Source organism: Agrobacterium sp. CFBP2214 (assembly GCF_030209895.1).
GTDB classification, from domain to species: Bacteria; Pseudomonadota; Alphaproteobacteria; order Rhizobiales; family Rhizobiaceae; genus Agrobacterium; species Agrobacterium radiobacter.
This window is the reverse complement of sequence record NZ_JARVRC010000008.1, coordinates 120156-145345: the sequence shown is the minus strand read 5'-3', so window position 1 is coordinate 145345 and position 25190 is coordinate 120156. Positions and strand designations below refer to the sequence as shown.

Below are 25190 nucleotides of genomic sequence, written 5' to 3'. Positions count from 1 at the left end.
TCGTTTTGTTGAAGAGCCGCCGGAGCGCTCTGGCACCGGCGGTTCTTGAGGCACACATTTTTAAGAGGCGGCCGGGACGTCGATCACTGCCCGGAACGTGATCTCAACGATCTGTTCGGGAAAGGCCAGCGCGCTCACTCCGATCAGGTTGCTTGCAACCGGTGGCGTGTCTGTGCCGTACATCTCCTTGCGGACCTTAGATCCGGCTGCGAATGCGCTCGGCACATCGAGGACAAAGAGGGTCTCTTCGACAACGTCGTCGAGAGTGGCGCCAAACTCGGCGAGCAGCTTCTTTGCGTTGACGTATGTCTGACGGATCTGCGCTTCCATCGGCGCAAAGTCGACCGGTCGGCCTTCGGCATCGAGTGTGGCTGGCGCGATGAGTTTACCGTCGCCGTCGTGGCTCAACTGTCCAGAAATATAGATTGTGTCCTTGACCTGGACGGCTTGAGCGTAGCCGAAAGCCTTCTCCCAGGCGACGCCGAGGTTTGCGATTTTCTTGAAAGGGGTGTTGCTGGTCATGATTAGTCTCCAATTTTGAGAAGCGCTGTACGCGCGTGCGGAAATTGAATTGCAGGAAGAGAGTGGATGCGGGTGAACCGCACCCTCGGAAAACGTCCTTAGGATTGGACGAACGCCAGAAGATCAGCATTCAGCACATCGGCGTTGACGGTCAGCATGCCATGCGAGAAGCCGGGATAGGTCTTGAGCGTGCCGTTTTTCAGCAGCTTAACCGACTTGTGAGCCGAGTCGGCGATTGGCACGATCTGATCGTCTTCGCCGTGCAGAACGAGTGTCGGAACGCTGATGTTCTTCAGGTCGTCGGTCTGATCGGTTTCCGAGAAGGCCTTGATGCCATCGTAATGCGCTTTTGCGCCGCCCATCATGCCCTGACGCCACCAGTTCTGGATCACACCTTCATGCACGGTCGCACCATCGCGGTTGAAGCCGTAGAAAGGGCCAGCGGGAACATCGCGGAAGAACTGCGCACGGTTGGCGGCAAGCGCTGAGCGGAAGCCGTCGAACACTTCGATTGGCAGACCTTCTGGATTGGCCGCGGTCTTGAGCATCAGCGGCGGGACGGCGGAAACCAGAACCGCCTTGGCGACACGACCGGATGGTTCACCATGCTTTGCGACATAACGGGCAACTTCACCGCCACCCGTGGAATGGCCGATATGGACGGCGTTTTTCAGATCGAGCGCTTCGACGACGGCGAAGGCGTCAGCGGCAAAGTGGTCCATGTCGTGACCTTCTGACACCTGAGCCGAGCGCCCGTGACCGCGGCGGTCATGTGCAACGACGCGGTAACCCTTGGAGAGGAAGAACAGCATCTGCGCGTCCCAATCGTCGGAAGACAGCGGCCAGCCATGGTGAAATACGATAGGATGCGCGTCCTTCGGACCCCAGTCCCTGTAGAAGATTTCGACGCCGTCCTTGGTGGTAACATATGCCATTGTTATGTTTCCTTCGATTGAAGTTGTGGAGGGAGCAGCATCGGCTGCAAAGCTGAATGTGGGAAAGATTGCGACGGCCGCGGCGGCCGCGCCTGCGGAAAGCAGCGCGCCTCTGCGGGTCATGGAAGAAATGTTCTCGGTCATCTCGCGTCCTGCGATTTCCATATTGAAAACTTCAGGCGACGCTGTGTTCGTCTGACGTATTGATATTGCCGTCAGACGCGTCCGCTCACAATTGCGGGAATAATTTCGAGTTTATTGCTGTTTATGAAATAGCTGGACGGCTAAAGGGCAGCGTCTAGATATAGATGGGAGCATGCCCCTTGAGTGATCAGGACGCTAACCTTCAAAATGGGCGTCTTCGCCTTGAACAGATATGAACCAGCGACCAGCGTTGAACCAGGATCGTGGTAGAAACCTCTGATCACGCTAACATGCTTGGTTTGCGATTGTCCGAAGTTAAGGACGCAGAATCCAGGATGTTCAACAGCCCTGACAATGGCAGACTTGGAACGCACCGAAATCTCGGCGCAGTCATGAGCTCTGTCGAGGTGTGCTTTGAAGGACCGCTTAAGGAAGTCGCTTGCTGATGCAACGCTCTATCCGTTCTGGCTGGATAATCCGGCAGCTCCCAACACCGAGCCGCACCTTATTGGTCGCCAAGATGCTGACCTCCTCATTGTCGGCGGAGGCTTTACCGGGCTTTGGGCGGCTATTCTCGCTAAACAAACCGAACCAAACAGAGACGTCATTGTTATTGAAGCCGGTAAAGTAGCCCACGGCGCGTCGGGCAGGCCAGGCGGGATTGTATCTACCTCTGTAATGCACGGTCTGTCGAATGCTGCTCGAATATTCCCGGTTGACCTCGATGTACTCGAGCGCCTCGGGAAGGACAACCTGGATGCCTGGCGACAAACGATCGAGGCGTTTGGAATCGATGCTGACCTCGAATGGACTGGCGAGATGACGGTCGCGATCGACAAGGCTGGCCTCGCCGAACTCGATAGCGAATTTAGCCTGGCGAAGCAGCATGGGCACGACATCGTCCGCCTCGATAGCACGAGTACTCGAATGGAGCTCGCCTCACCACTCTTCCAGGGCGCAATATGGTCACGAAAGCGAAGCGGTACCGTTCATCCCGCGAAACTCGCGTGGGGCCTGAAGCGCGCCGCGCTCGAACTTGGTGTGGTCTTGTTCGAACATACTCCTATGACCGGCGTGGAAGATAACCAGGCCACGCTAACTGTGCGCACGCACGACGGGTTGATCAGGGCGCGTAGAGTCTTGTTCGCAACCAACGCGTGGGCGGCGGGGCATCCGCACATCAAGCGCCGGGTTGCCGCGGTGCGAGACAGGGTACTTGCAACAGAGCCTCTGACCGCCGAACAGATGGAAAGGCTGGGATGGAAGAACCGCCAAGGGGTGTATGACACTCGCACGCAGTTGAACTACACGCGGCTTACGAAGGATAACCGCATCATCTTTGGTGGTCGTGTCGGCTATTACTTCAACGACAATACAGACCCCGAGCAGGACCATAAAATTAGTACTTACGAAGTCCTGGCAGGCTATTTCGCTCAAACTTTCCCCCAGTTGCAAGACGTCAAGTTCACACACGCATGGTCAATAACACCTGTCGCGGAACGCCTCCCCCTGTTAGGATTCCCGTTTCCGAGATTGCGCGCCAGTCGTATGTTGCATCAAATGAGCGCGACATTATCGAGCAGGCAAACAGATGGCGCAACTAACCACGACCGACATGGCTTTGATCGACAAGATCTTCGGGATGTACGGCGGATACGTTCTGGATTTCAGCAATGATCGCTTCGCGGCCTTTTTCAACCGCGACCTCAAGATCGATATATATCACGAACGTTACGCTTTACACGGGTCATCCAAGGGGAAGCATTTTCGCGCGTTTTTAGAGGTATCTCCGGACACCGACGTGGTTCGCGCACTCAGTGCACTTTGGGAATACCGAGAAGCTGGAAGACTTGATCGTGGAGAAGAAGAAGACGTTCCCAATGCTCGGCAACGCTTGAGCGCCGTGCTGCAGAAGCTCGGTGGGAAACCAATACCGATCGATCTGGATGCCGAACCGGGCCAGCCAAAGGTAGCCCCTGAAACAAAAGGACCGAGCCGAAGCGATCTTGTGTCATTGGAGCAAGAGTTCTTGGCCCTGACGACAATGAACGAAGCGCCGCAACAACGTGGTTTTGCATTTGAACGCTTCCTGAAACGCTGGTTTGATGTTTGGGGATTGGACGCCCACGCGTCATTTCGCACGGTCGGCGAACAGGTCGATGGTTCGTTCCAGCACGAAGGAAACACCTACCTAGTAGAAGCCAAGTGGCACTCGCGGCCAGCGGATGCCGCCATGCTTCACAGCTTCCAAGGCAAGCTACTCGAGCGTCCGGATTGGACGAGGGGCCTTTACGTCTCATATGGCAGCTTCTCCGGCGAAAGCTTCGACGCATTTACCGCCCGCCGTTTGATCATGATGGATGGTGCAGACATCTATCACGCGCTCAACCGGCGGCTTGATCTTGGCGAGGTCGTTCGAAAAAAAGTTCGTTACCATTCTGAGCGGCGCCGGCCATTCGCGCGCGTGACCGACCTGTTTCCTGCCTGAGGATCGATGATGAAGTTGTTTGCCACCCGGATCTGGGGCATGGGCTTCGAACGTGTTCCTATCGCCACTTTCGGAATGAAAGGACATGTCGATCGCCTTCTCCGGCTTGCAGGTCGCGGCGATCGCTTGCTTTTCGTTGGAACTCAGACCGAGAGGACCGACGAGATAAATAGGGGTCGGCTCCTTGGGATGGCCGAGATCGGATTTGAACCTCTGCGAACACTTGATCTTGTTGGGCGGGCCGATCTCGACGCGCGCGACTTCGACGCTGCCGGAAACTTCAAATTCCCTCATGCCGTGGCTCTAACCCGTGCATGGCGGTTCGATCCAGCGCCAAGGCTTGTCGAAACCATTTCCAGACAACTAACGATGGTCGCGACATCCGGGGTTCAAGAAATTGAGGATCCATATGAAATCGCATCGATCCTGGCGCTCCCGGCAATCGAAATTTCTTTGCCATTGTTGCCAGAGTTGGACGCAATGCGCCGACTGAATGACGCGCTAAGAAATTCGACGGGGCCCAAGCCGCGCAGTGAAGGCTACGTCGTCGCCGAACCGGCTGAAGGAACGGCCTGGACCTACGGCTTGCGATTTGGAAAACGCAATGTCTGGAAGATTGGCTGGGCAACTGATGTCGACGGTCGATGCGACGACATTAATCAACATATTCCAACCGAGCTCGGGCTAGAGCACTGGAGTGTCGCGCTACGCCAACGCATGATGAGCCGCGATACCGCATACGCCATGGAACAGCGAATCCTTGAACTGCTGGTCGACAACCGCAGAGGGTATGAGCGCGTTCACTGCCTTCGAAGTGAATTGGACTCAGCTTGGCAACAGGCCTTTGTCGATGTCGTTCGTGGGCACACGAAGCGAGCCTAAGGCTATGAAGTTGCAGATATTTCCGCTAAAATGTCCTGGAAATCTGCACGCCGAAAGCAGCAGAGACGCTGAAATCGTGATATGCAGGTTTGTCGGTCACCATTGCGTCGGAACGAGCGGATCGGGCAACCGCAAATCCAGCCGGATCAATCCATTCTACAACATCACGGAAGACAATAGGAAGGACATCATAGCTCGGCCGACGGCCGTCTACCCCAGTGTACTGACCAAGAACGTTGCGAACTGCAATATCTGCGTTTTGGATCGCACCCTCGCGGCTTAGTTGCCATGCCCGGAAGTTTTGCGGATCGATAAGTGCCTCAGCATCTTTGGCGACCGCATTGGCATCCATCCAGGCTTGGAATTCCGGTCGAAGAGCATTCGCATCCTCACGAGTGCCGGCGAGACCTTGGGCAAGGGCAAAAGCGACGAACGGATCCAAAGTTCCCCACCGAAGCAACTCTCGAAACCAGAAGCCAATCCATGGAAGTCCTGTCGTTGCACGCCAGGTCGCAAGAGTTGGCGACTCCAGGTCGCCAGCATTTGCAGACCACAGCTGTGCTACCGACGCCCCGACCGCCACTCCGAGACGAAACTCAAGGTTGTCGGCAACGAACCTCTGCCAGGTGCGGAGCGCCTCAGGAGCGGGCTCTGCTGCTGCTGGTCGTTTCATCCACCAACCCAGCACATCTCCCCAATTGGCCAAGATTGCGGTGTCGGTAACAGTATTTCGGACGCGATAGCCGAAGCCAGGTTCGGACCTAACGCGCTCTCCCAATCCAAAAAAAAGTTGAAACCGCTGTTCATCGCCCCAGAGGCCGTATTCGGCCGCATCGGCTAAATCTCCGATGATGGCTGGCGAAATGGCTTCAAAGCGGCGGCCGATAAAAGGTGTGAAGCCGAAGTGATAAAGCCGCTTTCTCTGCTCGGCGTTGGGATATAGCCGTTCGACAAAGGCGCGACCCCGTTGGACGAAAGCGCGCTCAAGAAAGTCCTCCTCGACAGCGGCAATATGAGCAAACGTCCGCTGCCACAGGCGCCGCAAATAGACTTCAGCAGCAGCTCCATCCAACTGTTCCTCGCTTATCAGCGCAAGCTCCTGCGTTGCCGCAAGGACAAACCCGTCCAACTCATCCAGCGTGTCCCCCAGCTGGTCAAGGGGCTGACGCGATTCGGATGCGAGGTTACCCCCGACGTGTTCGGGGAGTGTCGCTTCGAGCCAATCCAAAACCTGTTGTTGTGTTTGCAGTCCAAGATGTTGGACACATTTGCTGATGATGGATGTGAGGAGAGTAACCAGGGGGCTATGCACCGCCCCCTCAGCGCGCTCATCAGCTGTCAACCGTTGGATGAGGTTGGTGAAGTCTGCATCGGCTTGACGAACTTGCTGCAGTTGGGTCTGCCGCGTCGATCCTCTGGCCATGCTTTGTGATGTTGTCGAAGGCGACTGAGGAAGGACCACCAGCGTCATGCCCTCTATCGCTTCGGCTGCGCCCGGCCGGCCAGCTCGGCCGGCAAGATTGCGAAATTCAGCGGCCGACATTGGCTGGACGTCAGCCTCGCCGGCCACCGTATCAAAGCTGCGCCTCAGCAAGCTCGTCAAGAAAATGATATCGAACGGAAGATTCACGCCCTCGGTTAATGTCGCAGTCGCGACCGTGATCGGACATATGCGCCGCTCAATCAACGCGGTCATAAGCCGACGCAAGCGCTGCGGCATTTGTCCATGGCTGGTTGCTATACCTCGATCGAGGAGACGCAGCTCGAACGATTCTATACCGCAATAGTCGATGCAAGCAGCTCGAGCCTCGAAGAAGAGTCCCCGGTCGCCGTCGCCTACGGGGACGGCAAACCTGTAAACGTTCGCCCAACCGGGAAGATCAAATGCCTCGGCAAATCGCCGCATTACCCGCTCTGGCGATTGTGTGATTGATACAAGAATTCTTCGCCCCCCTTCGAGAAGATGGAGAGCGGTCCAGAGCGTGTAAATCTCCGTAAAGTGCGGGAGGCTGTTTCGTATTGGCGCCGCCGGCTGAGGCATGACCGGAATTCGCAACGGCAGATAGACGGGAGCGTCTCGACCGCGGACATACAAAGGCTGCCCGTTCATAAACTCAATAGTCGCTTGCGGAGCGCGGAAGGCGTCACACTGTAGGGAGCCAATCACTTGCCTGCTGCTACGATAGCCTAGACCCACAGGTTCAGCGAGCGCAGAGTTCTCAATCCAGCGCGACACCGGTAGAGCCGCACCGCCGGCCACCGCCGTTAACGCGATCCTCGGCATGTCAGGCTTTAACGCGAATAGACGAGAGACCATGGACTCTAGGCGCATTGGCCGGCTGTTGTGTGCGGCCAATTCTCTCATGGCCCTTGCGTCCGCCTCACCGACTATCTGATGAGCCTCGTCAATAATCATGAGACGCAGCCGCCGCACGAGCAGATGACCAATGTAGCGGATCAGTGCCTCGGCTTTCTCGACCGTAGCGATCAAAACGGCGGGTCTGTCTGCGGTCAACCAATAGTCGGTGATCCCCCAGTCAGCACCGCCATAGAGGCCGGTAACGATAATGTCTCCACCGAGCTCTGCGGTCAGTTTACTCTCAACCTCGCTTGCAAGAGCTCGCGACGGCACGATGTACAGAGCCAAAGGCGCATGTTCTTGCCCTTCAACAAGCAGAAGCTCCTTGACCAGGGCGAGATTGGCCACGAGGGTTTTGCCAGAACCGGTCGGTGTGCAAAGCGCAAAACTGTCTCGTTCGATGAGCCGTTCAAGTCCTTGGACCTGCGACGGCCACAGGATACCGCGTCCGCGCGCAAATTGCTCTCTGGCAAATCTCCACATGCGCTGTTGTTGAGCCGGAAGGCGTTGAGAAAGATGGGCTACTTTCACATGGATGCTGTCGGTGGCAAATCTATTTGCTGTCGCCTCCATAAGCGTCAGCAGAATCCAGAGTTCGTCGCTTGAAAAACGGGACACCGTCCCAATCAAGCCGCTCAATTTCCTTGTCGCGAGCTCGACGCGATTGCCATTGCCCCGCCGGACGGCGTCAGCAAACATTCCGATTGCGCGGACCGTTTCGGCGACAACGTATTCGCCCATCCGGCTGGGTGAGCCTCGCGCGGGCCCAGCGGCTTCTCGGCGGTCGTCTAACGCCTCGTCGGCGGGCTCATCTGTTTCATGATCCGCTATGACTTCTTCCAATAGTTGTTCAGATCCGTTGCGGCCGGTAAGATGTAGATGATTGGCCCAGAACCTAGAGACTCCTGCGAGAACCGCCTCGAAATCCGAGGCCAAAAATGCCGCGAAGATTGCCGCAGCATCGCCGCCAAACTCTCCTCTGCGAAGTATGCTTGTCGCCATCGCGGGCAGCCCGGCCATTTGATAAGCAGCTGCTGAAAGTAGTGCGACCGGCACATCCCTGGTAACCGGGTCGGATGATCGCGCGAGCCATTCCAAGAGCTCGCCGGCGCGTCGGTAGCACCCGCTAGCGTCGACTGAAGTTCGTCCATCAATCTCGGTGAAAATGCCGGCGGCGTGCAGGAGACGGCGTGCGTCTCCAAACTGATCGTGCGATTCCTGCAAACCCCACGCAATTGTTGGAACTTGCCACGAATTTTGAAGGCTGCGAACAAACAACCGAGCTTGAGCTGCCGTCAGCTCGTTTTCCGCCGCGCGATTGAGGCGAACTGTAGCGGCAAGCGCGCGGCGTTGTTCGTCCAATCTGGCCATTATCGAGGGTTCCAAAGGCTATCATAGAGGCGTTCGATCAACTCGACACCATTGGAGATGACCATTTCTACGATTTGAATAGGTCGACCGGCAGTGTATTCAGGAGGAGCCGCATCAGTCGGAAGGTAAGCCTGGCCGGCAGCCCGCCTCGCGGCCCTGTTCCCGGCGATAAATACATAGTCGGTGCGTGCAAGCGGCGCCGCGCCTAGAAGTAGGGCACGATCAAGCGACACGATTGCCTCAGCATACTCGTCTCGTGCCTTCTCACGGAGTAGGCGATTTATCTGTTCAAGCCCTTGCGGAGCAGGAAGGCCGGTATTCATCTCATTCCAGATGCCGTCGCCTGTTCGAACTCCGTTCGCAGCAGGGCCATCCCACTCGCCCAGCATCAAATCGTTCATGACCGCAGGGGTGAGCGACGCCCGCCACTTCGCTTCGCCGGCAATGAACCGAACCACCTCTCCAGTCGCAGGATCAATCCCGAGACCGATGAAGTCATTTCCGTGCCTGCCGGAGACCTCGCGGACGCGTGCTGGGTCGCGCGCAAGATCGAAGATATAGGCTTCGACCTCCGCATGGTATCGGAAGAGAAAGATCGGAATGGACCACTGGTGGCGACCGATGAATTGGTAGGCTTGGACAAGCATCCCTGCCATGACCTCGCCGAAGAGACCTTTTTTGGCCGTCGGAGGAAGGCAATTCGGATAGCGCGCATTGCCGCCCGGGCCGTCTGCATCGGGATGAAGATCAATACGAGCAGTCTGATGAAAAACGTCTCTCGCATCGAGGTGCGCCGATTCGAAATATGGCCTGAGGGCCTCCACGAGAGCATCATCCGGCAGTGTCCGCTGCTCAAAAAGTATATGACCGTAGGTGCCGTTCTCCCTGGTCGCCCCCAGGAGCCATCGGCCCAATGCCTCCATCGGAGGAACGCAGTTATGCAACATTTCTGAAAACCACCCCCAGCTGGACATCCCGTAGCCCAACACATCGAATTACTCGACCATGCAACTTATTGTATTCACGGTCTGAGATAGTCAAGCAGACCACAAGGATCGTTCCCTCTACGAAATCAGATGTAGAATTTGAAAGGTTGCTTCTTCTCACCTTTGGCGGCTGAGCCCATCGTCAGCACATCACCAACCATCCGTGCAAACCTGACGGTCACGGGAAGGCCATCGTTAAAGTTGCACGAGTTATAGTTGATTTTCGTTAGTCCCATGATGTCGGCGAGGACGTTGCGAATATCCGGCTTCCTTTCTTTGCTGCGGGTCACCGTGACATGCAGTGGATTTGGCGTTTCCGGCCCGATATATGTGTCAAGCTGCGGGACATATCCGGTGGTCCAGATGTAAGCCGTCTGCGGATCGAGGATTAAGGCTGTGCCACGTAGCACGGGATAGTCCCCATCGCGGAAGAGCTTCGTTTCACCACCCGTCGAGCGTATCCGGACCCCTACAACATTCGTTCCCTTCGGAGCCGCATCAGAAAACGCGCTCCATTCCTCGTCGTTGAAGTAGGTCTGCCCGTGGATGAACAGTTCCTTGGGAGCCTCTCCATGAGTGTCAACGTAGCTATCAAGAACGAGCTTCAGCAGATCTTTGGCCGCCGGCCCCTTCAGGTGGTAGTCGTAGTCACCGGTCTTCCATGGGCCGTTGGCACCCCTGAAGACTACCCCATCACCTTCGTTCAGGAACATCTGCGCCGCGCAACACGCGTGGCCTTCGGGATCGTTCGGGAGGCTCTTGTAGACCATGCCGAGGTAGCAGACACCGGGCCTGATGGTCGACAGGCGCCATGGGGGCCGTGGCTGGGTTTTATAATAAAGCCCGGTTGCAAGATTCCACGCAACAGTCGCCCGATCCTGTGTCTTCCGTGTCGGATAACCAGCCTTGTTGAGAAAAGCCCCCGGTGCAAGAGTGGTCTCCCGGATCAGCTGCGTCGGCGCTATGTTAAGAAAGTCAGCCTTGATGCGGCGATGGAAATCGGGCACGTCGTCGAAAATCGTCTCATCGCTTTGATCGATCACGCCGGCGAAGAGAGGCAGATTTTCCCGCTTTTTCTGCCGCTTCGCAAACTGGCCCTTTTCGGTCGGCAGGCTGGTTCGCTTCGAGTTCGGCCTACACCGTTCGTAGACGATCTCCGGAAGAACAAGCACCCAGATATCGACTGTGCGTTCCTCATTGTGGAGGTGTTTGTTCACGCGATCGATATAGAGGCGCGAAACCCTATCTACTGCTTCATGCTGGTTGACGACGCGCGTGGCCCGGTCGATATCCGCAAGCGGGATCGACAGGGCGCTGAGTTCGTCGGGATCGTAGGAGATGCCGAACGTCTCCTCCAGCCCTGGAAAGTTAGCCAGATGAAGCCGGTTCACCTTTTCACCTTTCCCCGGTGGCGGCACCTGAACAACCGACTGCAGCTCTCGGCTCCACGTGCGGAAATGGGCAATCCCGTCACTTGTACCGATGACGCCTACACGGACTTCCCGCACCTTTTTTGCCTTCGCGTGAGGCCCGTAGAGATGCAACCCATCCTTTGGATGGGCGCTCCTTTGCTCAAAGGCGAACTCAAGCTCCGGTTCGTGGATATGCACAACCTCGAGCGACTGTTCCGGAAACTTCATTCGTCGACCTCATCATCACTGTCAGGTCGGCCGAGCGTGCTTACATCCGTTTCCTCGTCCTCGTCGTCGAGGTTATTCGGAAGCACGGTGCTTACCGGGGATGAAAACAATATTGGCGACGCCTCAAGAACGATCGCATTGGTTTCGCAGAGGGGGAGACGCACATAAGCGGATTCCCCCGAAAGCAGTTCGAGGAAGGCAAGCATGCGTCCATACCACTGCTTGTTGCGCCAACCCTTGCAGACTGAACGCCTCAAGCGATGAAGTTTCTTCGCATCATCGATATCAACACCTGCCGGCGTTCCATTGTCCTGTGAAAACAGAACCCTCGATTTCAGCTTGACGTGCCAGAATGGCCAAAAGGCCGGAAGTGCCGTGACCCCGAACTGCCAGATGTGGCCTTTTGCGAGATTGCGCAACATGGATGAGCGCTTCTCTGCCTGATTGCCCCAAGCAATGCGTTTGCCGGTCGGCGCTTGATCAGGCGAAGCATGAAAGCCAATAGAGTTCGAATAAGTGAATTCGATGAACCCATTGCGCCTGCAGTAGTTGAACCAGGCTTTTTTGAGCATCGTGATCACCAGATTGGACGCGGTCTGACGATCTATCCGGAGCTTGGAAAAGCCGCTCTCCGTGAATTCAAGCAGCGGAATTTCGTATTTAAGCTTGAACCGGCCGGCAGTTTCGAAAGCCATGTCGATCTCGGGTGGTTCACCGAAAGCCAAAAAGCCCGCAGCGCCGGCTAAAGCGCAAGGATGGTCATACACGTCTACAGCCCGTTGCAAACGTTTTGCGTCGATGGCGCCAGATCCCTCATAGTACCGGATTACATCAGGCGCTTCAGCCACTCGCAGCCAGTTTGAAGTCAGGCGTTCCGGCTCATCTACAATCGGGACAGCCCCCCGCCGGCGGAATATCTCCCAGTTCGGATTGATATCGATCTTGTCGATGCGGCGCGGGACCTTCTGCCGCTGCAAGGTGTCAAGGAGTTTCGCGAGGCCATCTCCCCAGTTTCTGACGAAATCGACCGGAACTGTGTCTCCAAGCCCTTTGATCTTCCTGAATGTCTCCATTCGCAACGGGATCACGAAGCGTTGGTCGCCGAGTTCCTTCGCCAATTCCAACGCAATGTCGAGGTCCTCCTCGACGTTCTGATCGGCGAGGGTGGAATCTCGGCACAGAAGCAAAACCTTCACTGCTCGGCTGCGAAGTGCGGCGGTTATTTCTCTCCGCCAGCGATCGCCGGGGTGGAGCGTGAGGATGTCAGCAAAAACTGAATATCCCTCCGCTTCGAGTTTGGGTGCCAGCCAGAGCGTGAACTCGTCGTCGGCAAGAGAATCTTTGATGATAAAGATCGTGTCCCGATCGGCCTGGAGGTTCTCACCAGCATTGTCGGCGGGAGCCGATGGCATCAGCCGTGTCAGCGGTGGCGGGATTTCCGCTGGGGCCATGGCCTTCTTAACGACTGAAGACAGGACCTCCTCAAGCACGGCAGTGTTGTGCGCCCAGAGCTTTTGGTGTGCCTTCAGAATGGCCGGGAAGGATCTCAACAAGGCGTTGAGATCGTCAACGCCATAGATGTCACCTGGGGTCCAAAGTGCAGGCCCGATGATCTCGGCCAAGGCCTCCTTGTTTGCCGGAGTCAGGGCAACCGAGGTCGTAAGGATGTATCGCTTGGGCGCGAGCGCATCGATCGAAGCACGTTCCTCCCGCATCTTCGATTTAAGCTTTGGAAAGCCGGAGCGAAAGTAATGCTTGGATTGCAGGATAACAGCGCCATCAGCCTTGGCATGGCGTCCATCCATCCCGTCGTCGGCGCCGGCGGTGAACGCTTCAAACCGCATACGAATTTCGGCGCCTACAAGGTCGCGGCTCAGATCTTCGAAGTCGTCAGGAGAAAGAGTCGCGAAATCATACTTCATTTTGCGAGGATGGGTTGTGCTATAGGTATCCGTCAAGCACTCAAGTCATAGCGCTGCGGCTCCCAAAGAGTTACCAACAACTCTTGCTAAGACATGAGCTAGTGAGGAGGTTGCAACCTCTGACTTAAGGAGGAAGAACTTGCAATAATATTGGATTTTTAGATTACACCCCATGCCCGAAACCTCCCCCTGCCCGTCATCTCCCGCAACCCCAGCTCCAAAACGATCCGCCGCGCCGCCTGCGGCGTCATGTCGAGCGTCTTCGCCACCATCGCGGCCGACACCAGCGGTTTCGCCATCACCAGATCGACCAGTTCCGGCAGTTTTGACGACGTCCGCCGTCCTTCCAGCTTTCGCACAAACATCGTGCGCGCCAACGCCAACCGGTCATGCTCTTTCAGACCGAGCTCGGCGGCCGCGATCAGGCCGTGAGCAATGGCAAGCATCCTCGTCTCCCGATCGCGATGCCGTCGCCGATCGACGGGAACGGCTTTCAGGCCGAGATTGATGGCCGCGAGATGGGTGCTTGACGTGATGCCGGCCTGGCGCAGGATCGAGGCGGCCAGCAGCCGGCCAAGCCAGGGCGCGTGCTGCAGGACCGAAAGCTCGTTCCAGGCATCGATGGCAACGATGGCCTGCAGCACCGCCGGCAAGTTTTCAGCCTGGCGCACCACGCCCCGCCATTCGTCGAGCCTGGAATCCTCGTCCCAGTCGAGATCATAGACGAGCGGATCTTTTTCCGCCGCGCCGCCACGGCCGGGCCGGGTCGCGTTTGCGATCGCAGCTTCGGAGCGGGCCAGCACCGCATCGATGGCCGCATAGTCGACGCCGGGGAGATTTTCGACGTCGTCACCGTCATCCCCCTCCCCTCCCCCTTCCGGATTGATCGCGGCCGCGGCCCGAATGACGCCGGCCGTCGTCGCCTCGTCCCCGCCGCCCGACCCGATCTCCGCGGTTTTCCGCAGCGTGCGCAAACCGTCGGGGGAAAGCGCCCAGTCGGGTATTTGGGTTGCGATGCGTCGACGGGTTCGCAACACGTCGCGGGCGATGGTGAGCTCGTGGGTCGGGGTGCGGATATCGCGGGTGGCGTCGTGGAGGACGAGGTCTTCGAGATGGACGAGCTCGCCGTCGATCCAGAGTGAAGCGCACGCATCGGTAAAATGGGATCGTTCGATCCACCCTTGCCCGACCGGCGAACGGGCGATGCGCTCGTCCAAACGCGTGAGCGCGATGCAGGCGCGAAATGCCGGCTCCATCAGGGCTGTCATGCCGATTTTCGCGAGATCGTAAACCATTGAAATCATGGTAAATGATTTCTTAAAGGAACTCTATCTAAATATTGCAGTTCGCCACATAGTATGGTTGCCGGTTGATGTTCTAACCATCGATAAGTACCTCTTATCGATGGTAGTTGATTTCGCGGCGCAAATCGAGGAAAATCGGGGCAAATCACGGTCCCGTCGGCCGCCGAAACCCGCGATTCCGGAGCCTCTCGTGACGAAAGCGAAGACATCACACACGTCCGTCGAGCGGCGCGCCGAAGAGCTCGATACCATCGCGTCCGTTTTGCCGCTCGAACGCCGCGACGAGCTTGCCGAGCTGTTGACCGATGATGACATCGAGACGCTGCGGCATCTCGTTAATCAGGGCATGGGCGACAATACGCTCCGGGCCCTGACGTCTGATCTTGCCTATCTCGAGGCCTGGGGTCTCGCTGCCACCGGACAGTCCCTGCCCTGGCCGGCGCCCGAGGCGTTGCTGCTCAAATTCGTCGCCCATCATCTGTGGGATCCGGAAAAGCGCGCCAGCGACCCCAACCACGGCATGCCTGATGATGTCGACGAAAATCTAAGGCGTCAGGGTTTCCTGAAATCCGTCGGCCCGCACGCGCCTGACACGGTGCGACGCCGGCTGGCCAGCTGGTCAACATTGACTAAGTGGCGCGGCCTTTCGGGTGCCTTCGCCTCCCCTGCCCTTAAATCAGCCATTCGTCTGGCCGTGCGCGCCGTTCCGCGAACCCGTGCGCGCAAGAGCGCAAAGGCCGTCACTGGCGACGTTCTGGCAAAGCTGCTGGCGACGTGCGAGGCAGACAGCCTGCGCGATCTACGCGACAAGGCAATCCTGATGGTCGCCTTTGCTTCCGGCGGCCGTCGACGCAGCGAGATCGCCGGGCTACGCGTCGAGCAGCTGACAGTCGAGCCACCGATCGAGGTGACCGACGGTCCTCCCCTCCCCTCACTTGCCATCCATCTTGGTCGAACCAAAACAACGACCGGCGAGCAGGACGACGTCGTTTATCTCACCGGGCGGCCGGTCGAGGCGTTGAATGCCTGGCTGGCGGCGGCCAGGATCGACAAGGGTAGCGTCTTCAGGGGAATCGGGCGCTGGGGTACTGTGTCCCGGCGGGCGCTCGATCCGCAATCGGTCAATGCGATCCTCAAGCAGCGGGCGGAGATGGCGGGGTTGGACAGTGGGGAGTTTTCGGCGCACGGACTGCGTTCGGGTTACCTGACCGAGGCCGCCAATCGCGGCATCCCTCTGCCAGAGGCCATGGAGCAGTCACGGCATCGATCGGTTCAGCAGGCTTCCAGTTACTACAACAGTGCCGCGCGCCGGACCGGCAAGGCCGCCCGCATGCTGTAAGGCCATACACACTCATCTCGTCGGTTGTGTCCGTGCGGTGAGTTTATTCCCGTCCGGATCGCGGAGGTAGGCGACAAAGGCGCCGTTCGGACGTTCCGCAGGCAGGCTCTCGATCGCTGTGCCGCCATACGTGACACCAGCCTTGTGCCACGCTAAAACATGATCCTGGCTCGCCGCGGCGATACCTATCGTCCCACCGTTTGCCGCAGTCGCCGGCTCACCGTCTATTGGCTTCGTGACCATTAGCCGCCCGCCCTCGTGAACGTAGATCAGCCTGCCTCTTGCGTCCATTTTGCCGGGCTCGCCGCCCAGTGCAGCAAACGTGGCATCGTAGAAGGCTTTGCTTCGCTCCAAGTCGTTGCTACCGATCATCACGTGGGTAAACATGCTAAATCTCCAATAAAGTTCCCCTGGTCATCAGCCGTGTAGTTTTCGCTGGCTGCTACAACCAACTTCTAAATTCAGATCTCGGCAATTGCGGTCATGGGCAAAACCCGACCCGTACCGCCGAGAAACCAAGGTTCACCGTTTCGCCTCCACCGTTGGTGGCAAATAGGTCGGATATCCCGGGTCCCGCTCTGGGCCCCCAAAATAAACCCGCCGTCCTGCAGGATCGTTCAATCGACCATTTCAGTCGTCAAATAACGGTTGGACTGCTCCGACGATGCACGCGATTCGAAGATGCGGTCAATCGCGCATGTTTTGAAGGACGGAAAGCGTTTGATCAACAGCAGCTGCCGACAGTAAAGGAGAAATCTTTGGCGACGATTCCATCGGACTCTCTCAGGAACCTTACCTCGAATCCGGCAGGCAGAAATTCGCCGGCCGCTCAGACCAGCGGTGCCCAGCCAGTCTTGGCTGTCGACAATGCCGCGGGCCAACTGCCGATACTCGGTTTCAGCACGGAGATTGGGGACTGACGCCGCCCGAGTTGGTAGAGACACATGATGATATCAGGGACTGATCCACGCTCGAATTGCAAATAAGCCTCGCGAACAGAGGCAGAGAGTCGAGCCGTATTGCAAATGTCCTCAAAGATAAGGTCTGCAATGGCCGTTATAGTCACGCCTCGCCATGCCGGTCGAAGGCTGATCAACGTTGCGGTACCTGCAGTGGCCAGTGGCCGTTACCCATAAGGCAGTGGTAGACCAAGCGTGGCGATGTATGGCATGCCTTCCTGACCTCGTAACCAGAGGAAGCGGCTTGCCGTCTCGATTCGTTCAAACTCCGACCCGCCCTTGCCGATGGCCTCGCCCCTCAAGGAGGCGGTCTGCAGCAAGTCTGTGATCGCGCCGAGACAACCGCATCGCAGTTGCAGCAAAACAGTCTGCGACGCCATCAGACGTAAACCGGAACTGAAACAGTCCACTGCGGAAACAATCATCGCAGTTGATCTCGAGGCCAGTCTCGTGCCGGGGGCAGACCACGACTTCTACGCATGCCCAGGACCGTCGGCAGCAGTGATCCCTCCCCTCCTCGGCATCCTCGTCCAGGCATGCCGGACAAGTGCCTCAATGCACGGGATCGCTCACGAATGACGCCCTGCTGCACCCGGTATTTGGCAGAGACAGTTGCTCCACATCTGCGTGCCTCAGGCGACAGGCAAGCGCCCCTAAACGGGTTGCGGACTGTTCGGTTGGGACGTCATGGCTAAGGAGATGCGGCTTCGAGGCTCCCGAAGCGCCGCATATCCAGTTCTCAACCTGTCGGAGCGGGCTGGAGTAATGGCTCGCCATCCGCCAACGCCAACAACCGAGAAATTCATCCTCAAATGGTCGTGGGGCGACGGCAGGGAGCCGGACAGGTCGCTGCAGGCACCCTTCAATGCGACGCGCCATCCGCACCAAGCGGCAGGAGAAGGTTGTCACCGTCGAAACTGTGCAAGGTGATCCTCTCCTTCCCATTCCGGACGGCTTCGACCGCAACCGTCTCGAAAAGGCGAAAAATTCGCATCGTACGTCATCGGTCATATCTAACCCTGCGGCGGACCGCAGCGGTGCCAATGGTGCCAAACAATTGCCCCACCGATCGAGGCAACAGCCATCCAACCGAGACAGGAGCGGGGTGCCTCAATGCGCTGGGGCAGAGCAGCGATCACTGAAAGCTGCTGGATCACGGCCTTGAGGCGCCAATGAAAGCGGTGGGGCCGGCGCATTTCCCCGCCCTCAGCGTGGGAATGCCTCAGAGCTGCGTTGATTTGATGGTATCGACACGGACTTCGCCGTCCATCACTCCACTCAACAAACCTTGTCTGCCGTGTTCCACCTCAATCACCGTATAGAGCTTCTCATTTCTGAAGGCACTCGCATTCAACGTCAAAACGTCTTCTGCGAGAAGCGAGTCGACTTCCATAAAATCCAGTTCGGCACCTGCGGCGACACCTCTTGCGTCGCCCGCAGTCCGTGCGGCGACAACGACGGTTCCGGGGGCGGGGGCATTCTGCCAACGTGGGTCGTCCGGTGCAGCGATAGGTTCAAGACGATAAACGTTGAGGCTTTCATCGATGTCCGTTCTGCGCGCTATCTCGGTTGCATTGTCAAACTGGGCCCGGCTTTTAACCGAATAGCCAAGGCGGTTATCGGTCGTGCCGGTGTTTTCGATACGCTCACCGCCCGTTGATTTCGCGTTAGACATGACATCCTCTCCCTTCACGGCTTCACCTGCCTTTCAAATCATGGACCTTGCCGAAATGTTCCAGTGTGGCCCAAAGTTCACGCACCGGCATAACCGCCACGAGTTGTTGTTGCTCATCCTCGTGAGAGATAAACTACGCCTGCCTGCTCGGCGCCATCTTTACATTCGAGAACGGTTGGCTGCCAAGGATGGCTGCGTAACAGGAAATAAAGTGATAAATGGCGGGCGGCACGCCGGTCTGCCATGACCCCCTGCCATAGACGGTGGCGGTCGCAGATCGGATGCGGGAAATGCGCAGCACTAAAACCTTGTCAGCTGACAAGGTTTTTCCGGATCGAAGCATCCACCGATTCCTAGTGACGCGACATTTTAATAATCCACCTGACTTAGGGACCAGATTACCGCGGTGGAACCTTGTCAGCTGACAAGGTTTCCAAGTGAACATAGCTGAAACTGATTTCGAGCTGAGCCTAGGCTCCTCATCAGTTGAACTGGACCCAGCAACGCAAGGCAGAGAAGACGCGATTTGCTGACAATCGCAGTCGCTACGGCAGCCTGGTTCATACCCAGGAAGGCGGCGGAAAGGTTCCCGGGGGAGGGGGCAGCTCTTCAACGGTACGCCTGCAACCTTGACGGCGTCGAAATCAGCTCCACTTTCTACCGTCCGCACAAAGCGTCGACTTTAGCCCGACGGGCTGACGCTGTGCCCGGACCTTTCAATCCTCCGCAAAGGTGCCCAGAGAGATTTCGCATCTGCGCGTAATGAAGGACATCTCAGAACCGTTTGAGACTCTCACAGACGACCCTGGGCCACCAGGCCAAAAGCGCGGACCGCTCTTGTATCAACTTCCGCCATCGTTGACTTTCGATGTCCGAACGTTGGATCACGCACTCAGGACAATGCTTGTGGCCGATAAAGGCAAGATTATCATTGAAGCTCGACACCGAAGCTGGTCGTCGCAAGAGGCAGCTGATCTGCTGGAGACACACAAGATTGACCACGTTTTCGCCGATCCCGCGCCCGTGTGGCCTGCCGAAACCTTCAGCGAGCCCCCACGATGTGTTCGTCTACACGGAAATCCTGAAAGCTACTATTACGCCTATGGTGACGATGAGATCAGATTCTTTTCCAAACTCGTGGCGCCTGAGGGCTGGTGCGTCTCCGACAACACCGCCTCGAGTGCGGCGATCGAAAATGCTCTAACGATGAAATGCATGCCCGCAGGCCATCCTGTGCGAAAGACACCGGGATGAGGCAGGCACACTTGCGATGCCGTTTCCGCGGAAGAGGGGAGGGGAGGGGAGGGGAGGGGAGGGGAGGGGAGACCTCACGTGCTTGATCATTAAGTACAGAGTTTCCGCAAATCCGTTGCAATGCGAAGCATCACTTCCCGGCACCAAAAAGCTCGCGGTCATCCTCCCGCTCTCACGGGGAGCCAGCCGAGGGCCCAAGCGCGCCAGCCGCCGGTAATGGCAACCTTCAATTCCGGTTCCGCGTATACGATTATCTGGCCTGGTGAAGAGATCGAAGCTCACCAGCCGTCTGTTCCAAGCGGTTCGCCATCGGTCCAATATATGAGCTCCGACTGTGCTGGCCCCTCCTCCAAGGGGCGGCTCGTCACCAGGACCCGGGTATTGTCTTCCGGGGCACTTGCCGTATGACGCCACGGCTGGCCCGTTCTCTTTTTCCCTTTCGACTGCCTCAAGTTTGGCCTCGCCTTGAAAAGCGGTCTTTTTCAAACTTTTGAGATTCCCAACACGGAGCGCTTCGCTTCCAATCCCCGCTGTGATGCGGCGCTCAAGTCTCTCCAGGAAACGAAACAGGACGCAGTTTAAGCTGCCGATCCCGGATGGACCCGACACGACGAACTTGATGGAGCTCCCAAGGGGGAGGGGCACGGCGGATAGCAAAAAACGGTCCAGGCAGCGAATATTAAACGGCCTGTATTGAGGCGCGCTCAACGACTTCGGTTTTCAGGACAACTTTGCGGGCAGCTTGATCTCCGCCATTCAACCGATCCACAAGAAGTTTGGCCGCACTCGCTCCCAGTTCATACACGGGCTGCCTAACAACGGTTATCGGAGGCGTGGTTACGGATGTCCAGTCTGCATCGTGGAACGACACCAATGACACATCGCCCGGAATATTTACTCCCAAATCGCGATGAGCCTTGAATACCTCGATACCGATGATGCTGTCTGATGCGATAATCGCGGTCGGACGGTTTGGCGATTGGAGCATTTCGGTGACTATCCCGTGTGTGCGTTCCGGCGTCACAGCGCCAACCTTCACCCATTTCTCCATGCCCGGGAGGCCCGCCTTACGGCAGGCATCAAGATATCCCTCGATACGACGCCGGACTGAGCCGGTGTTGATGTCCTTTGACGTGTGAAAGCAATGATCTGGCGTGTCGCAGGCGGTGATATAGGCAATGCGCCGGTGGCCAAGCCCGATCAGTCGGCGAGTGACGTTCTCTGCAGCATGACGGTCATCTGCAAGGACCGTGTCCACTTCGAGGGTGTCACTCCCACGATCAAGCAGGGCTAGCGGCAATCCTGAACGAATAACCTCGTGCAGGTGCTCGACATCATTTTCCTTAGCTGGAGAAACGATGAAGCCGTCTACACGCCTGGCAAGCAAGTTACGGATGGCCGCTTTTTCGACCAAAACATCTTCACCCGAATTGATGAGGATGACAGTAAATCCCGCTTGTCGGGCGACATCCGTGATACCGCGAACGCCAAGGCTGAAGAACGGGTTTTCGATATCGCCCACCACGACACCAATTGTGCCGGAGCGGCCCGTCGTCATGCTGCGGGCAAGCTCATTGGGACGATAATCCAGGAAAGCTGCGGCGGCTGTGACGGCCTCACGCACCCGGTCGCTAACGGTTCCGTAGCCGCCGAGCACACGTGCTGCGGTGGCCTTTGAGACGCCCGCGCTGCGCGCAACGTCAGCCACGGTCACGGAAGGAGTTTTTGATAGGCTCTTGTCCATAAACGATAGGCTTACAAGAGAACTTGACGACTGGCAAACGCGAAGATAACAATTGTCAAAATCAAAAGAGACCGGTCTCATATCCAATTGAGACCGGTCTCATTTAAAGAAAAAGACTTCCGACATGCGAACTGCATGGGCCGGGCTGGTGAGGTCATGCCGCCGTCCGGATGGGACCCGTGCGCCTTGAATACATCGCAGACAACGACACCAGAGGAGACGAAACCAATGCGATTTACCGAAGCCTTCACTTGCCCCTTTGCCAAAATCCGCGCCACCGCCATCGCGGTCACGCTCGGTGTCCTTGCAGGCGCGGCGACGCCGGCACTTGCCGACAATCCGCTTGGCCTCATTGATCCCGCCACCATCAGTGTCGGCACGATGGGCGATGCCAAGCCCTATGCCTTCACCACCGCCGACGGTAACTTTACCGGCTTCGACATCGAGCTTTTCCTCAATGTCGCCGGACGCCTTGGCTTCAAGAAGGAGCAGGTGGTCTTCACCGGCCAGGAATTCTCGGCCCTGATGCCCTCGGTCGCCAACGGCCGCTTCGATGTTGCAGCCGCCGCAATCGGCACGACGGCCAAGCGCAAGGAGACCGTTGATTTCTCCGATGGTTATCTCGCAGGTTTCCTGAGCGTCCTTACTTCGGAGGCCGGCATCACCGATGCAGCGGGCCTCAAGGGCAAGCGTCTCGGTGTCGTGCAGGGCACGCTGCAGGAAATCTATGCCGAAAAGAACTTTGCCGGCACCGATCTCGTGAAGTTCCCGGACAACAACTCTGCCGTTTCCGCCCTCAACAACGGCACGGTCGATGCCCATTTCCTCGATTTCGAGGCGGCAAAGGACTATTCCGCCCGTTACCCGGCGCTGAAGGTTGCAGTCAATATTCCGAGCTTCGATGCACCGGCCGGCTTCGTCATCCGCAAGGGTAACGATGCATTGCGCGAGGCGCTCAACAAGAGCCTGAAAGAGGCCATGCAGGACGGCACCTGGAAAAAGCTGCACGAAAAATGGTTCCCCGGCACGCCGATGCCGCAGGCATATCTTCCCAAGCAGTGATGCCGCCTTCCGGTCCGGCCCTTACCGGTCGGACCGGCCTTTCTTTCAAGGGATATCCTGATGAACTGGCTTGAAAACCTGCGCCGCAGCTTCCTCGACTGGAACGCCATGGCCGAAGTGCTGCCGACCATGATCACGGTTGGCCTGAAGAATACGCTGATCCTGGCTGCGACCTCGACGGTGCTTGGCGTCGCCATCGGCATGATGCTCGCCATCATGGGCATTTCCCGCTCGCCCTGGCTGCGCATCCCCGCCCGCCTTTATACCGATATTTTCCGCGGCCTGCCGGCCATCGTTACAATCCTCCTGATCGGTCAGGGCTTTGCCCGCATCGGCCGCGAACTCTTTGGCCCGTCGCCTTATCCACTCGGCATTATGGCACTCAGCCTGATTGCCGGCGCCTATATCGGTGAAATTTTCCGCTCTGGTATCCAGAGCGTCGACCGTGGCCAGATGGAGGCCTGCCGGGCGCTGTCGATGAGCTACGGCCAGGGCATGCGCCTTATCGTCGTGCCGCAGGGCGTGCGGCGTGTGCTGCCGGCCCTCGTCAACCAGTTCATCGGCAACGTCAAGGATTCGAGCCTTGTCTATTTCCTTGGGCTTCTGGCCTCCGAGCGTGAGATTTTTCGCGTAGGACAGGATCAGGCGGTGGTGACGGGCAATCTTTCACCGCTGCTGCTGGCGGGCGTATTTTATCTCATCGTCACCGTGCCGCTCACCCATGTCGTCAATGCGATCGACAATCGCCTGCGGATTGGCAAGCAGCGCCCCTCGACCATCACCAGTGGGCTGGAGGAGGTTAGTGAACTCGACAGTGCAGCCCGCGCCACCGGTGTCTCCTTCAAGGGCGGCAGCCTCGACGTGCGCCGTCTCGGCATGGCCTATGGCGATCTAGACGTGCTGAAGGGTGTCGACCTCTCGGTGAAACCGGGCAGCGTCACCTGCATCATCGGCCCGTCCGGTTCCGGCAAGTCGACCCTGTTGCGTGGGCTAAACCGTCTGGTCGAGCCGAAGAGCGGCGATATTCTCATCGATGGTGAAAGCATTCTCGCCATGAAGCCGGAAACGCTGCGCCGCCGGGTCGGCATGGTCTTCCAGCATTTCAACCTCTTTCCGGATCACACGGCGCTGGAAAACGTCATGCTGTCACTGACGAAGATCAAGGGGCTGCCGGCAGCCGAGGCCGAGCGCATTGCCAAGGCAAGGCTTGCCGATGTTGGTCTTGCGAGCCGCCAGCATCACCGTCCCGGCGGTCTTTCCGGCGGGCAGCAGCAGCGCGTCGCCATTGCCCGTGCGCTTGCGATGGAACCGGAAGTCATCCTCTTCGATGAGGTGACGAGTGCGCTCGATCCGGAATTGGTCAAGGGCGTGCTCAACTTGATGGCAGAACTCGGCACGCGCGGCATGACCATGGTCGTCGTCACGCATGAAATGGGTTTTGCCCGCCGGGTGGCCGATCAGGTCGTCTTTATGGACGAGGGTCGCGTGGTGGAAGCCGGCACGCCGGAGGCGATATTCGACAATCCGCAGAGTCCGCGTCTTCAGCGTTTCCTTGCGGAAGTGCTCTGAGCGTCGAGAGGAGAAAAAGATGACACGAACGATACGATGGGGCGTGCTCGGTTGCGCGGGCATCGCCGCCAAGGCGGTCATTCCCGCCATTCAGTCCAGCCGCCTGGGGCGCGTTGCGGCAATCGCCTCGCGCGATGCCGCCAAGGCGAAGGAAATGGCGGCCCGCTTCGGCATCGCCAAATCCTATGGCAGCTACGAGGATCTGCTTGCCGATCCGGAAATAGACGCAATCTACAACCCTTTGCCCAATCACCTGCATGTGCCCCTGACGATCAAGGCGCTGGCACAGGGCAAACCCGTCCTCTGCGAGAAGCCGATCGCTCTTGATGCTGCGCAGGCGATGGAACTGGCGGCCGCACAAAAAGTGGCGGGCCTGCCGGTCGCGGAAGCCTTTATGGTGCGCCACCATCCGCAATGGAAGAAGGTGCGCGCGATGATCGCCGAGGGGCGCCTCGGCGAGGTCAGAGCCATCCAGACGATCTTTTCCTATTATCTCGATGACCCCGCAAATGTGCGCAATCAGGTGGATATTGGCGGCGGCGGTCTGTTCGATGTCGGTTGTTATGCCATCAATACGGCCCGTTTCCTGTTCGACGCGGAACCGGTGCGGGCGATCGCGCTCATGGAGCGCGATCCCGTCTTCGGCACCGACCGGCTGACGAGCGGGCTGCTGGCGTTTCCGGAGGGAAGGCAGCTTGCCTTCATCTGTTCCACGCAACTCTCCCTCACGCAGAAGGTTACGGTGCTTGGAACGCGCGGGCGTCTGGAAATCTCCATTCCCTTCAATGCACCGGCCGATGAGCCGACCATCCTCATCTTCGACGATGGCCGCGATCTGGCCGGCGGTGGGCGCGAGGAAATTACGATAGGGCCGGTCGATCAGTATCGCGAACAGGTCGATGCATTTGCCGAGGCCGTTCTCTCCGGCAAGCCACTCGAGACAGGGCTTGGCGATGCGATCGCGAACATGAAGGCGATCGACGCACTTTTCCGCTCCACCACCAGCGGCCACTGGGAAGAACCCTGATCGCTTCA

General features: G+C 57.9%; 19 protein-coding genes. 8 read left to right on the top strand and 11 right to left on the bottom strand.

Annotated features, from left to right (window positions below):
- Positions 1-60 precede the first annotated feature (60 nt).
- Together QRN60_RS21115 and QRN60_RS21110 are read right to left on the bottom strand one after the other, a co-directional pair.
- Positions 61-522 carry a Rid family hydrolase gene (locus QRN60_RS21115; RefSeq protein WP_063947574.1) on the bottom strand — a complete coding sequence of 154 codons (462 nt, stop codon included), beginning with the start codon at positions 520-522 and terminating at the stop codon, positions 61-63.
- 98 nt (positions 523-620) lie between these two features.
- Positions 621-1457, bottom strand: a complete 837-nt coding sequence (locus tag QRN60_RS21110) for an alpha/beta fold hydrolase (RefSeq protein ID WP_129567344.1) — start codon at positions 1455-1457, stop codon at positions 621-623.
- Positions 1458-2015: 558 nt separating this feature from the next.
- Between QRN60_RS21110 and QRN60_RS21105 the strand changes: the two genes are divergently transcribed.
- The 3 genes from QRN60_RS21105 to QRN60_RS21095 are packed head-to-tail and all read left to right on the top strand — an operon-like array spanning position 2016 to position 4971.
- Complete coding sequence (locus QRN60_RS21105; RefSeq protein WP_129567343.1) at positions 2016-3278, top strand: NAD(P)/FAD-dependent oxidoreductase; 1263 nt, start codon at positions 2016-2018, stop codon at positions 3276-3278.
- Positions 3217-4089 (top strand): restriction endonuclease, encoded by an 873-nt coding sequence (locus QRN60_RS21100; RefSeq protein WP_284766608.1) that lies wholly within the window; start codon positions 3217-3219, stop codon positions 4087-4089. Before QRN60_RS21105 ends, QRN60_RS21100 begins: the two co-directional genes overlap by 62 nt.
- 9 nt (positions 4090-4098) lie before the next feature.
- Entirely contained in the window at positions 4099-4971 is an 873-nt protein-coding gene (locus tag QRN60_RS21095) for a hypothetical protein (protein ID WP_129567341.1), read from the top strand.
- 25 nt (positions 4972-4996) lie between these two features.
- Here QRN60_RS21095 and QRN60_RS21090 read toward each other — a convergent pair whose 3' ends face one another.
- From QRN60_RS21090 to QRN60_RS21070, 5 genes are all read right to left on the bottom strand, one after another.
- Positions 4997-8428, bottom strand: a complete 3432-nt coding sequence (locus QRN60_RS21090; protein WP_284766603.1) for a DEAD/DEAH box helicase — start codon at positions 8426-8428, stop codon at positions 4997-4999.
- A gap of 272 nt (positions 8429-8700) precedes the next feature.
- Positions 8701-9525, bottom strand: coding sequence for an aminotransferase (locus tag QRN60_RS21085; RefSeq protein ID WP_350225279.1), 825 nt, complete (start codon positions 9523-9525; stop codon positions 8701-8703).
- Positions 9526-9773: 248 nt separating this feature from the next.
- A complete protein-coding gene (locus tag QRN60_RS21080; protein ID WP_129567339.1) occupies positions 9774-11327 on the bottom strand; it encodes an argonaute/piwi family protein in 1554 nt (517 codons plus the stop codon).
- Positions 11324-13285, bottom strand: coding sequence for a toll/interleukin-1 receptor domain-containing protein (locus QRN60_RS21075; protein ID WP_284766602.1), 1962 nt, complete (start codon positions 13283-13285; stop codon positions 11324-11326). The genes QRN60_RS21080 and QRN60_RS21075 overlap by 4 nt, the downstream gene beginning before the upstream one ends.
- A 122-nt stretch (positions 13286-13407) precedes the next feature.
- Entirely contained in the window at positions 13408-14553 is a 1146-nt protein-coding gene (locus QRN60_RS21070; RefSeq protein WP_129567338.1) for an RHE_PE00001 family protein, read from the bottom strand.
- A gap of 190 nt (positions 14554-14743) precedes the next feature.
- Here QRN60_RS21070 and QRN60_RS21065 point away from each other — a divergent pair, with 190 nt between their 5' ends.
- Complete coding sequence (locus QRN60_RS21065; RefSeq protein ID WP_162686925.1) at positions 14744-15892, top strand: site-specific integrase; 1149 nt, start codon at positions 14744-14746, stop codon at positions 15890-15892.
- Positions 15893-15904: 12 nt separating this feature from the next.
- On the opposite strand, the gene QRN60_RS21060 is transcribed toward QRN60_RS21065, so the two are convergent.
- The 3 genes from QRN60_RS21060 to QRN60_RS21050 all read right to left on the bottom strand — a co-directional run bounded on the left by QRN60_RS21060 (position 15905) and on the right by QRN60_RS21050 (position 18526).
- Positions 15905-16279 carry a VOC family protein gene (locus tag QRN60_RS21060; RefSeq protein ID WP_080865324.1) on the bottom strand — a complete coding sequence of 125 codons (375 nt, stop codon included), beginning with the start codon at positions 16277-16279 and terminating at the stop codon, positions 15905-15907.
- Between the two features lie 739 nt (positions 16280-17018).
- Positions 17019-17276 carry a hypothetical protein gene (locus QRN60_RS21055; protein ID WP_020808218.1) on the bottom strand — a complete coding sequence of 86 codons (258 nt, stop codon included), beginning with the start codon at positions 17274-17276 and terminating at the stop codon, positions 17019-17021.
- Positions 17277-18073: 797 nt separating this feature from the next.
- Entirely contained in the window at positions 18074-18526 is a 453-nt protein-coding gene (locus QRN60_RS21050) for a hypothetical protein (RefSeq protein ID WP_111785299.1), read from the bottom strand.
- Positions 18527-19288: 762 nt separating this feature from the next.
- Between QRN60_RS21050 and QRN60_RS21045 the strand changes: the two genes are divergently transcribed.
- Positions 19289-19780 carry a DUF72 domain-containing protein gene (locus QRN60_RS21045; RefSeq protein WP_236760599.1) on the top strand — a complete coding sequence of 164 codons (492 nt, stop codon included), beginning with the start codon at positions 19289-19291 and terminating at the stop codon, positions 19778-19780.
- 679 nt (positions 19781-20459) lie between these two features.
- Here QRN60_RS21045 and QRN60_RS21035 read toward each other — a convergent pair.
- On the bottom strand, positions 20460-21524 hold the full coding sequence (locus QRN60_RS21035; protein WP_111785298.1) for a LacI family DNA-binding transcriptional regulator: 1065 nt from the start codon (positions 21522-21524) through the stop codon (positions 20460-20462).
- 228 nt (positions 21525-21752) lie between these two features.
- Here QRN60_RS21035 and QRN60_RS21030 point away from each other — a divergent pair, with 228 nt between their 5' ends.
- Genes QRN60_RS21030 through QRN60_RS21020 form a run of 3 tightly spaced genes read left to right on the top strand, consistent with a single transcriptional unit; the run spans position 21753 to position 25182 of the window.
- The gene (locus QRN60_RS21030; protein ID WP_087747355.1) at positions 21753-22586 is read left to right on the top strand and encodes an ABC transporter substrate-binding protein; all 834 of its coding nucleotides are present in this window, start codon (positions 21753-21755) and stop codon (positions 22584-22586) included.
- Between the two features lie 60 nt (positions 22587-22646).
- The gene (locus QRN60_RS21025) at positions 22647-24155 is read left to right on the top strand and encodes an amino acid ABC transporter permease/ATP-binding protein (protein WP_060723580.1); all 1509 of its coding nucleotides are present in this window, start codon (positions 22647-22649) and stop codon (positions 24153-24155) included.
- 19 nt (positions 24156-24174) lie between these two features.
- Positions 24175-25182, top strand: coding sequence for a Gfo/Idh/MocA family protein (locus QRN60_RS21020; protein ID WP_284766594.1), 1008 nt, complete (start codon positions 24175-24177; stop codon positions 25180-25182).
- Positions 25183-25190: the final 8 nt, after the last annotated feature.